This is a genomic window from Streptomyces sp. NPDC006925 (assembly GCF_042869575.1).
Taxonomy (GTDB): domain Bacteria; phylum Actinomycetota; class Actinomycetes; order Streptomycetales; family Streptomycetaceae; genus Streptomyces.
This window is the reverse complement of record NZ_JBIAGB010000029.1, coordinates 78,626-89,673: the sequence shown is the minus strand read 5'-3', so window position 1 is coordinate 89,673 and position 11,048 is coordinate 78,626. Positions and strand designations below refer to the sequence as shown.

The following is an 11,048-nucleotide window of genomic DNA, read 5'->3' as shown; positions in this document are numbered from 1 at the left end:
GAGAGCCGGGCCTCCGACCTGCCCACCATCAGCACCGAACGCAAGAACGGTCTGCCGACTCCGTCGGCAGACCGTCACGAAAGTTCGAGGTTAACGGCATCCAAACCTCTACGATCCCCTTCGTCTCCAGGGTCCTCTTATCGCTTCCTCTCGTGGCGGCCGGTGGCTGAGGCGTACCGCTAGGAGACCGTCCATGTGACGTCTGACGCACTTGAAAGAGTTGGCGGACTGGCCAGCCCATCTCAGATTCGTGGCCGATTGGCCACATGGTGGCCATCGCTCGTGAGATTGGCCACCGAACCTGAGATCCCACACCGGGTTCGCCTGGACATCGGCCCACTTCACCCGCCGCGAGGCAGGCGCCAGCAAGTTCCTCGCCCAGACCAGATACTCCGCGACCGATAGCGGTCCAGCACGATATGGGTCACCACGATCACAACCAGCCGCGAGGGGAGACTGCGTGATCAGCAAGAACGGCAGTCCATACGTGGCCCCGTGAACCACGGCAGGTCACCAGCGCTTGACCTTCTCCGTTGCCATCCAGTCCGACTGAATGAGGTAGTCGCCGGCCAGATACGCCGGCAGGCTCTCGAAGAACAACATCAGACCGCCACCACCCCGGCGGTCCACGACACCTGTCGCGCACCCGACACCCACCGGTGCATGCCACTGACCTGGGCAACCGTGACGCCCGCCGGGCTCACCCGTCCCTCACCCCCGAGAGAAAGGCAGAGGCGGAGTTGGGACGTGCGGCTGTTCGTCACGCCGACCGCCGCCCGGTGGCTGGAGGCGGACTGCCCGAGCTGGAGGAGCTGACCGGCCGGCCGGTCAGCCACCGGTACGACGCACCCTGGCGGTCAGAGCCGCTGCCATGGGCCGACGTCGTGCTCGTGGCGCCGCTGTCCGCAGCGGACGCCTGCGCCTGGGCGGCCGGGGCCACGCCCGACCCGGCGCCGGCGGTACCGGCCGAGGCGTCCTACCGGAGCAGGCCGGTGCCGGCCATGCCGTACTGGCACTCCGAGACGGACCGGCAGCGCTCGGTCCGGTCCGCGCCGGATCACCTGCGGTGGCAGGACGGAGTGCAGCTACCGCCCGCCGACCAGCCCGCGGCATCGCCCCCTTGCGAAGGGTCCGGTCATACGCGAGGAGGGCCGCTCGTAGCGCGCGGCGCACCGAGTTCCCGTGACTGCCGGGGGACGCCTACGCCTCCGCGGTGCCGGGGATGGCCTGCTCCGTCCAGATGATCTTGCCGGTCGCCGTGTGGCGGGTGCCCCAGCGTTGGGCGAGCTGGGCCACCAGCAGCAGGCCCCGGCCGCCCTCGTCGGTGGTGCGGGCGTGGCGCAGCCGCGGGGAGGTGCTGCTGGCGTCGGAGACCTCGCAGATCAGGCCGCGGTCCAGGATCAGGCGGAGGCAGACCGGGCCGGTGGCGTGGCGGATGGCGTTGGTGACCAGCTCGCTGACGATGAGTTCGGTGGTGAAGGTCAGTTCGTCCAGGCCCCACTGCGTCAGCTGTTCCCCGGCCGCGGCGCGGGCGCGCCCGACGGCGGCCGGGTCGCTGGGCAGGTCCCAGGAGACGACGCGGTCCGCGGGCAGTACCCGGGTCCGGGCCAGCAGCAGGGCCGCGTCGTCGACGGGCGGGCCGGTCAGCAGAGCGTCCAGGGCGTTGTGGCCGATGGTCTCCAGGGTGGACCCGGGCTCGCCGAGGGCTTCGCTCAGTCGGGCGAGCCCGACGTCGATGTCCCGGTCGTAGGTCTCGATGAGGCCGTCGGTGTAGAGGGCGAGAAGGCTGCCCTCGGGCAGCTCCCGTTCGGCGGACTCGAAGGGGAGGTACCCGAGGCCGAGCGGCGGTCCGACGGGCAGTTCCACGATGTCGACGCCGCCGTCCGGGCCGACGATCACGGGTGGGAGGTGACCGGCCCGGGCGAGTGTGCAGTGCCTGCTGACCGGGTCGTACACGGCGAACAAGCAGGTGGCGCCGAGGAACGCGGTGCCCGCGGTCTCGTCCTCGGCTGTCGTCGGCTCCTCGCTGCTGTGCGCTCCCATGAGGCCGATGACCAGGTCGTCCAGGTGGGCGAGGAGTTCGTCCGGGGGGAGGTCCAGGTTGGCTAGGGTGCGCACCGCGGTCCGCAGCCGGCCCATCGTCGCCGCCGCGTTGATGCCGTGCCCGACCACGTCGCCGATGACCAGGGCGACCCGGGCTCCGGAGAGCGGGATGACGTCGAACCAGTCACCGCCCACGCCGCTGGGGACGTCCGCCGGGAGGTACCAGGACGCCACCGTCAGCGCGTTCCCCGCCGTCAGCTCCTGCGGCAGCAGGGAGCGCTGCATGGAACGCGCCGCGGTGCGCTCGCGGGTGAAACGGCGCGCGTTGTCCACGCAGACCGCGGCGTGGGAGACGATCTCCTCGGCCAGGCGCACGTCGTCCGGCTCGAAGGGATCCCGGTGGGCGGGCCGGGCGAATGTCGCCACGCCCAGGGTGACGCCGCGCGCCCGCACCGGGATCACCACCACCGAGCGGAAGCCGAACGCCCGGATGGACGCGCCGAGGGACTCGTCCTCGGTCACCCAGGCGCTGGTGGCGGGGTCCAGCGTCCGGTCCACCAGGGTTCTGCTCTCCAGCAGGCTGCGGGTCACGGGCGAGGACGGGGCGCGCTGGACCACTTCGCCCACGGCGCGGGTCGCCTCCGGGCAGCCCTCGCGCACCGACTGCTGTCCCGCGCGGCGCAGCACGGGTGTCATGCCGACCGGTCCGGGTGCCGGTTCCTCGCCCTTCATCACCGAGTCCAGCACGTCGACGGCGACGAAGTCGGCGAGGGACGGCACGGCCTCGTCGGCCAGTTCCTGGGCTGTGCGGGTCACATCCAGCGTGCTGCCGATGCGGGCTGAGGCGTCGTTCAGCAGGGCCAGCCGCTCCTGGGCCTGCCGGCGCTCGGTGACGTCGATGACCATGTACCAGATCCCCACGTGTCGGCCCTGGCGGTCCGTCATCACGAAGATCGAGGCGGAGAACGCGCGTTTGCGGAACGGGTCCGGGTAGTGCGGGCCGCGGAACTCGTGGTCCATGACCGGCTCCCCGGTCTCCAGGACCGAGCGCATCGTCGCCTCGAACGCCTCCGCCTGCGGCCCGGGCAGCACTTCGCCGATCTGCCGGCCCAGCCGCTGCTCCATCGGGACCAGGCGGTCCAGTGCCTTGTTCGCCCAGACGTAGCGCAGGTCCGAGTCCAGAACCGCGATGCCGACCGGCGCGTGGTTCAGGAACGGGCTGAGCATCAACTGGCTCATCCCGCCGCCGGGCATCCGCCAGAAGGCGCGCCTGGGCGGCCGGCCGACGAACCTGCCGAACAGCAGCGCGGCACAGGTGGCGACGAGCACGCCCGGGACCATCTCGTAGAGGCCCGACTCCAGCGGCCCGAGCAGGGGATTGATCCGCTTCCAGAAGAGCACCGTGGCGGCACCCGACACGATCCCGGCCATGGCCCCCGCCCAGGTCATCCGCGGCCAGTACAGCGAGAGCAGGACGACCGGGCCGAAGGCGGCCCCGAAACCCGCCCAGGCGTAGGCGACGATGCTCAGCAGTCCGTCGCCGCGGAGCGCGATCGTGAAGGCGGCCAGGATCACCACGCCGACCGCGACGCGACCGGCCCGCACCAGCACCGTGTCCGGGGCACGCCGGTTGAGGAACGCGCGGTAGAAGTCCTCTGTCAGGGCCACGGACGACACGAGGAGCTGGCTGTCCGCGGTCGACATCACGGCGGCCAGCACGGCGACCAGCATCACCCCGGCGACCCAGGGGTCGAGCAGCGTGCGGCTGAGCACGATGAACACCGTGTCCGGGGAGGAGAGCGGTGTGTCGAGTTCGGCGATTCCCACCAGGCCGACGAGGGTGGCGCCGCCGAGCACGAGGACGACCCAGCCGGTGCCGATGCGGCGGGCCGCCGGCACCGCGCGGATGCTGCGGATCCCCATGAAGCGGGCCAGGATGTGCGGCTGGCCGAAGTATCCGAGGCCCCAGGCGAGCAGCGAGACGATCGCGACGGCGCCGAGCCCTCCGCCCGCCGACCACTGGCCGTCCGCGTAGTGGACGTCGGACCCCATGTCGAGCAGGCCCACCTTCTTGTCGCCGAGGGTGGAGCCCAGCGCGCCGAACCCGCCGACCGCCGCGACACCGACCGCCGGGAGCACAAGCAGGGCGCAGAGCATCAGCAGGCCCTGCATCACATGTGTCAGGCTCACGGCGAGGAAACCGCCGAGGCACGAATAGATGGCGATCACCAGAGCGGTCAGAGTCACCCCGAGCCCGAAGCGGATGTCGAAGACGTATTTGGACAGCAGCCCTCCGGCCACCAGACCGCTGGCGACGTAGACGGTGAAGAACACAAGGGTGACCGCGGCTGAGACCATCCGGAGCGTCCGGGTGCGGTCCTCGAACCGCTCCTCCAGGTACGCGGAGAGGCTGACCGCGTTCTCGGCGCGCTCGGTGTAGGTGCGCAGCCGCGGCGCGACGAACAGCCAGTTGAGATAGGTGCCGACCGCCAGACCGGCCGCGATCCAGGCGGCACCCAGACCGCCCGCATAGACCGCGCCGGGCAGGGCGAGGAACAGCCAGCCGGACATGTCGCTGGCCCCGGCGGACAGTGCGGCGACGTACGCGCTCAGTCTGCGGCCGCCGAGGGCGAAGTCGGCGAAGGTGCGGGTGCGGGTGTATGCACGGACACCGATGGCGAGCACGGCGACCACGTAGACGAGGAACACGGTCACGATCGGCACACTCAGGTGGAACACGTTGCCTCGCCTGCGAGGTTCATGAGCTCGGAGGCGGCCGTCGGCACGCCCGGCAGGTCACGCACTGGCGTCTCAATGTACCGAACGGGGGGCCTTCGCCAGAGCTCGCGCGGCGCCTGCGTGTCGGCCCGGGGGCGGAGGTCGACCCGGGGCGTAGGCAGGAGGCGGGGGTCGGGTGTCGGGGCGGCCGGCGGCCTGTGGGGCGAGCGGTCCGCATGGCGAGCGGGACCGGCTCCGGAGCGGCGCACGGCCCCGCCCGGCGCGGCAACGCTCCGCCCGGCGGCCGCGGATCCGCCCGGACGGCCGCGGCCCGGTTACGGAGTGCGCTCCCGGTCCGAGGCCGGCTCGGGGGACCCGTCGGTGGCTGCCAGGGTGTCCCAGGCGGCCATGGCGGCTTCCACGGCGCCGAGCAGGTCCTGGCGGGGAACACCGTCCCTGGCCTGGACCGAGAGGCCGAACAGGACGGTCGTGTAGAAGGCGGCCAGTGCACGGGTGTCGGCCCCGGCCGGGAGGTCGCCCTCGGCGGCCCCGCGGTCCATCCGCTCCCGGATCCGGCCCTCCGTCGCGCGGCGGTCCTCGGCCAGCAGCGCGCGAACACTGTCGTTCTCGGGGGTGCAGTTGGTGGCGGCGAGGACGATCATGCACCCGGGGGGCTTGCCGGAGGTGGTGTACGCGCAGGCGTTGCCGCGCAGCGCCCTCCGGACTCCCTCGCGGGCCGTGGGTGCCTCGGACAGCGCCCGGCGGGTGAGGGCGCCCTCGGTGCGGCCGTAGAGCGCGACCGTCTCACGGAAGAGGCCCTCCTTGGAGCCGAAGGCGGCGTAGAGGCTCGGCGGCCGGATGCCCATGGCCGCGGTGAGGTCGGCCATCGTGGTCGCTTCGTACCCGCGCTCCCAGAAGAGGTGCATCGCCCGTTCGAGAGCGGCGTCCCGGTCGAAGGCGCGCGGCCGTCCGCGTGTGGCCATCCCGGCCCCCTCCCTGCTGTTGCCCTGCCGTGGCCCTGCCGTGGTCCTGCCGTTGTTGTCCTGCCGCGCCCTGCCGTCGTGTGCCGTCGTGTGCCGTCGACCGCCGGTCGCGGTGGTACAGGCGGCCTTGTTTAGCGCTCGATACCGAATGGTCTTGACGACCGAGGATACTCGTCGCTTAATTATGTAGCGCTCGCTAAATAGAAGGCGGGCGCGCGACTCCACCCTCCGCACCGGAACGAGGACAGCCATGACGTCTGCATCGACACTCCCTCTCAGCGGCAGAGCAGCACTGGTCACCGGCGGGAGCAGGGGCATAGGCGCGGCCGTCGCCCGGCGCCTCGCGGCGGACGGCGCCGACGTCGCGCTGACCTACGTCGACGCGAAGGAACGTGCGGCCGAGGTCGTCGCGGGCCTCCGCGCCTCCGGAAGCCGGGCCCTGGCCGTCCGGGCCGACAGCGCGTCGGCGACCGACCCGGTGGCAGCCGTGCAGCGCACGGTGCAGGAGTTCGGCCGCCTGGACATCCTCGTCAACAACGCGGGCATCTTCCCGAACGGCCCGCTGGAGGACCTCACCTTGGAGGAGATCGACCGCACGCTGGCGGTCCATGTGCGCGCGGCACTGCTCGCCGCCCAGGCCGCCGCCGCGCACATGACGTCCGGAGGGCGCGTCGTGACGATCGGCAGCAACCTGGCCGAGCGCGTGACGCGGCCCGGCATCACGCTCTACGCCGCCTCCAAGTCCGCACTCGGCGGCCTGACCCGGGGGCTGGCCCGTGATCTGGGAGCCCGCGACATCACCGCCAACCTGGTCCAGCCCGGCTCCACCGACACCGAGATGAACCCGGCGGACGGTTCCCAGGCCGACGACCAGCGCGCCCTGACCGCACTCGGCCGCTACGGCACCCCCGAAGGCATCGCCGCCATGGTGGCCCACCTGGCCGGTCCGGAAGCGGCGGGCATCACCGGCTCGGTGTTCACGGTGGACGCGGGCGCCAACGCCTGACCCGCCGCGGGCAGTCGGGCCTCGGTCGCCGAGCGGCGCGGGTGAGCCGGTCAGCGGTCAGCAGTCAGCAGTGATGGGCTTCGTCCTGGTCCGGGAGCCAGCCGTCCGGAGGACGCCGCAGCCAGTCCTCGGCCGCTGCCGACCCGCGCGCCACCTTCCGCAGCGCGGTCAGACCGGGGTGCCGCAGCCCGCGGCGCCAGACCATGGACACCGGGGAGAGCGGCACCGGAGCGGTGAGCGGCCGCAGGACCATGCCCTCGACACCGACGAAGACCGATGTCGCCAGCACCGACCAGCCCTTCGCCCGCACCACCCGGGCGAACTCCCGCTCCCCCTCGATCTTCGGGAAGGGCGCGGCCAGTCGGATGCCCCGCTCCGCGAACAGGGCGCGCGCGTAGGAGGTCCACTCGGCGGTGCCGTCGTTCCCGGCACCGGCGTACAGCGTCTCGCCCGCCAGCTCCGCCAGCGGCACCTCGTCCAGCCCGGCGAGCCGGTGCTGTTCGGGCAGCAGCACGGCCGTCCGCTCGTAGCGCACCAGGGCGTGCTCCAGGCCGGACAGGGTCTCGGGCGGCAGCCCGGCGACGCGGCCGAAGGAGACATCGAGCCGGCCGGCGAGGACATCGGCGGCGGCCGCGGTCAGCCCGCTGTAGTAGCGGGCGACGAACTCGACGGCCGGGGCGGCCTCGCGTGCCGCCTCCAGCACCCGCTGCCCGGTGGAGACCGGAGCCGCCACGTCGACGGCCAGCGGCCGACCGCCCCGCTCGCCGTCCCCCGCGAAGGCGGCGGCCAGTTCGTCGTGGGCGGCCAGGGTCCGGCGCGCGTACGGGAGCAGCCGCTCCCCCTCCGCGGTGAGCTCCACCTGCCGGGTGCTGCGCACGAACAGCACGGCACCCAACTCGCGCTCCAGCGCGCGGATGTCGCGGCTGAGCGCCTGCTGGGCCACATACAGCCGGGCCGCGGCACGGGTGAAGTGCAGTTCCTCGGCAACGGCCACGAACGCCCGCAGCCGGCGCGGGGAGAGGTCGTCGGACACCCGGAGACGGTAAGCGGGCGGCCCCCGATCCACAACACGGATGTGTGAAAGGGCCGCCAACAGGTGTTGGACCGCACCGGTCGTCCGCGGCAACGCTGGTCGCATGCCCCTCCCCCGCATCTCCCGTCGGCCTCCCGTTCCGGTCCGGCCGCGGTACACCGTCCACGGTGGCACCCTGGTGGTCGTGCCCCCCGCCGTACCGGCCGGCGGCCCGGCACCCTCCGGCGGCCCGGCACCAGCCGAGGGTCCGGCCCCCTCCGGCGGCCCGGCCCCGCGCCCGGCGGGCCCGTACACCCGGCTGTTCGCCCGCCCCGGCACCCTCGGCTTCACGCTCGGCGGACTCCTCGCCCGGCTGCCCATGGGCATGTTCACCGTCAGCGCTGTGTGGATGATCGCGGACGCGCACGGCTCGTACGCACTCGCCGGGAGCGTCACCGCGACCGGCCTGGCGGCGACCGCGCTGACCGGACCGCTCGTGGCACGCGCCGTCGACCGCCACGGGCAGTCCCGGGCCGCCCTGCCGGCGACTCTGCTCGCGCTGCTCGGCTCGCTGGCGCTCGTGGTCTGCGTCCACACCCGGGCGCCGGTCTGGACACTGTTCGCCGCGTACGCCGCCACCGCCACCACCCCCAACACCGGCGGCATGGCCCGCGCCCGCTGGGCGCATCTGCTGCACGGCGACCCGTCCGCCCGGCACACCGCCAACTCGTTCGAACAGGCCGCCGACGAGCTGTGCTTCATGCTCGGGCCGGTCCTCGCCACTGTCCTGTGCACCGCGCTCTTCCCCGAGGCCGGAACCCTGGCCGGCTGCGGGCTGCTGCTCACCGGCACACTGCTCTTCCTGGGGCGGCGCTCGACGGAACCCCCGCCCGGCCGGGTGCGGAACCGGGCCGGGTCCGCACCGCTGCGGCGGCCCGGGACACCGGCCCTACTGCTCGTCTTCGCAGCCACCGGGGCCGTGTTCGGCGCACTGGAGGTGGTGACCCTCGCCTATGCGGACGGGCAGGGGCACCGGGCGGCGGGCGGCGCCGTCCTCGCCTGCCAGGCGGCCGGATCCGCCGTCGCCGGGCTCGCGTTCGGCACCCTGCCGCCCGCCCGCTCCGACCGGCGGCGACTGGCCGGCTGCACCGCCGCCATGGCCGCACTCGCGATCCTGCCGCTGCTCGCCGCGCTGACGGCGCCGCTCCCCGTGGTGGCCGGGGCGCTCCTGGTGGCAGGTATGGCCACCGCGCCGACCATGGTCACCGGCATGGCACTGATCCAGCGGCTCACACCCACCGGGCGGCTCAACGAGGGCATGACGCTCGCCGTCACCGCGCTGCTCGGCGGGATCGCCGCCGGATCGGCCGCCGGGGGCCGGGCCGCGGAATCACTCGGCTCCGCCGGTTGGGCGTACGGCGTCCCCCTGGTGGCGGCCGCAGCGGCGGCGGCACTCGCCACCCTGCCGGCCGTGTCCGCCCGCCGCACCCGGGTGACGGCTCACACCGGGGGAACGTAGTGCTGGGGCAGGTCGCGCTCCTGAGGCGGCGGCAGATTGCGGGCCGGCGTCTCCACCGGCGGCGCACTGCGCGGCCTGCGGCCCTGCTCCCGCTCCCAGCCCGCGCGCGCCCTGGGGTGGTAGCGGCGCGAGGGCGGGACCAGCTTCCAGCCGAGGTGCACGAGCCGCCCGATCCTGCGCAGCCGCCGCTCGTCGCGGTCGCTCCACCGGTAGCCCAGCCGACGGCGCACCGCGGGCGGGAAGAATCCGACGGTGAACCACACCGTGGCGCGCGCCTGCGGGCCCCGTACCAGGCGCCACACCGTGTCCGGCAGCAGCCGCAACGCGGGCGGTTTCGCGAGCATCCGCAGATCCAGCACGTCGCGAGTGGGCCCGTTGTCCTCCAGCACCTCCCCGGCCATCCGCGTCCAGTAGTCCTGGAACGCCTCCCAGTCGGGCGGTACGGGGCGCATGCTCATCCCGTACAGCCGCCACCACTGCACATGCTCGTCGAACAACTTCCGCTTCTCCGCCTCCGTCAGGCCCGGGCCGAGCCGGTCGGCGACCAGCAGCGTGAGCACGAAGAAGGTGGCGTGCGCCCAGTAGAAGGTGTCGGGGTCCAGCGCGTGGTACGGGCGGCCGGCGCCATCGGTGCCCTTGACGGTGCGGTGGTAGCCGCGCACCTGCCGGGCCGTCGCCGCTGCACGCGGCCCGTCGTAGACCACGCCCCCGATGGGGTACAGCGAACGGAACAGCCGCTGCCAGCGCTCCTCGAAGAACCGGGAGTGCTCGGACACCCCCGCGCCGAGCTGCGGGTGCATGTTCTGCATCGCCCCCGCCCACGGTGCAAGCAGCACTCCCCGCCAGTCCCCGAAGTACTTCCAGGTCAGCGACGAGGGGCCCAGGGGCTCCGGCGCCGGTTCCGTACTGCGGACGACCATGCGGCACTCCTTCCGCGGGCCTGCTGTGCACCGGGGCAGGGCTCTGCGCCCAGAGTAGGTGCCCCGGGCGACGGAATCAGCCCCCCGCGGCCCCCGCGTTGTTGGCCGCGGCCCGCGCGTCCATCGCCTTCTTCAGCGCGGGTCCGGCCACTCCCGCCCGCGCGGTCAGCTCCTTGAGGCGGCGGCGGTTCCGGTGCCGCACCCGCCAGCCCAGCTCAGGGCAGAGCCGGGCCAGCGCGGCGAACGAGGCCAGCGCGGCACGCGACGGTTCGATCCGCGCCACCGGCTCCCCGCCGGTGAGCGTCCCGACGGCCTCCGCGCGCAGCGCTCCCGGCACGCTCTGGTCACGCACCGTGATCCGCTTGCGGCGCAGCGCTCTGCTCTCCACCCGGATCACTCCGGCGTCGGCCAGCTGCTCCTCCACGGCGAGGCAGGTCTGGCGGCGTTCCCGCTGCACCCAGGTGTGCCAGCGGCGGGCGCGGGGATGCTCGGCGATGACGCGGAGCGCGCCGTCGAGCACGGGGTCTCCGGTGCGGTGACCGCCCACCGCGCGGACCCTGCCCTTGTCGTCCGCGATGCAGCCCCGCGCCTCCAGCTCCGCGAGGGCGCCGGCCCGTATCGCGTACCCGAGCTGGTCGCCCCACTTGAGCTGCTCCTTCTCCACCTCGCACGCGAGCAGGAAGAGCCGCGCCGGCAAGCTGTCCATGACCCCGACCCGTTGCATCCCCCCATCACAGCACGCTGTCGGAGGCGGGGAAAGAGCAGGTCAGAGCCGTAAGGAAAGACCGAACACGAGGAATAGGCGGCGAAGCACCCCACCCGCACGCCGCGAGGAAGGGGGCCGCGG

General features: G+C 73.3%; 7 protein-coding genes. 2 read left to right on the top strand and 5 right to left on the bottom strand.

Features of this window, described 5'->3' with window-relative positions:
• Positions 1 to 1,200: 1,200 nt before the first annotated feature.
• Positions 1,201 to 4,782, bottom strand: a complete 3,582-nt coding sequence (gene putP, locus ACFYNS_RS28130) for a sodium/proline symporter PutP (protein WP_388605620.1) — start codon at positions 4,780 to 4,782, stop codon at positions 1,201 to 1,203.
• 314 nt (positions 4,783 to 5,096) lie between these two features.
• Entirely contained in the window at positions 5,097 to 5,744 is a 648-nt protein-coding gene (locus tag ACFYNS_RS28125; protein WP_360292953.1) for a TetR/AcrR family transcriptional regulator, read from the bottom strand.
• Positions 5,745 to 5,994: 250 nt separating this feature from the next.
• Here ACFYNS_RS28125 and ACFYNS_RS28120 point away from each other — a divergent pair, with 250 nt between their 5' ends.
• Positions 5,995 to 6,750, top strand: a complete 756-nt coding sequence (locus ACFYNS_RS28120; protein WP_360292955.1) for an SDR family oxidoreductase — start codon at positions 5,995 to 5,997, stop codon at positions 6,748 to 6,750.
• 64 nt (positions 6,751 to 6,814) lie between these two features.
• Here the strand turns inward: ACFYNS_RS28120 and ACFYNS_RS28115 are convergent, their stop codons facing one another.
• The gene (locus ACFYNS_RS28115; RefSeq protein ID WP_360292958.1) at positions 6,815 to 7,783 is read right to left on the bottom strand and encodes a LysR family transcriptional regulator; all 969 of its coding nucleotides are present in this window, start codon (positions 7,781 to 7,783) and stop codon (positions 6,815 to 6,817) included.
• Between the two features lie 103 nt (positions 7,784 to 7,886).
• Here ACFYNS_RS28115 and ACFYNS_RS28110 point away from each other — a divergent pair, with 103 nt between their 5' ends.
• Positions 7,887 to 9,281, top strand: a complete 1,395-nt coding sequence (locus ACFYNS_RS28110) for an MFS transporter (RefSeq protein WP_388605618.1) — start codon at positions 7,887 to 7,889, stop codon at positions 9,279 to 9,281.
• On the opposite strand, the gene ACFYNS_RS28105 is transcribed toward ACFYNS_RS28110, so the two are convergent.
• Both ACFYNS_RS28105 and ACFYNS_RS28100 read right to left on the bottom strand, forming a co-directional pair.
• Positions 9,263 to 10,201 (bottom strand): oxygenase MpaB family protein, encoded by a 939-nt coding sequence (locus ACFYNS_RS28105; protein ID WP_360292964.1) that lies wholly within the window; start codon positions 10,199 to 10,201, stop codon positions 9,263 to 9,265. The genes ACFYNS_RS28110 and ACFYNS_RS28105 overlap by 19 nt on opposite strands.
• Positions 10,202 to 10,277: 76 nt before the next feature.
• Positions 10,278 to 10,907: a GPP34 family phosphoprotein gene (locus ACFYNS_RS28100; RefSeq protein WP_360292967.1), complete on the bottom strand. Its 630-nt coding sequence runs from the start codon at positions 10,905 to 10,907 to the stop codon at positions 10,278 to 10,280.
• Positions 10,908 to 11,048: the final 141 nt, after the last annotated feature.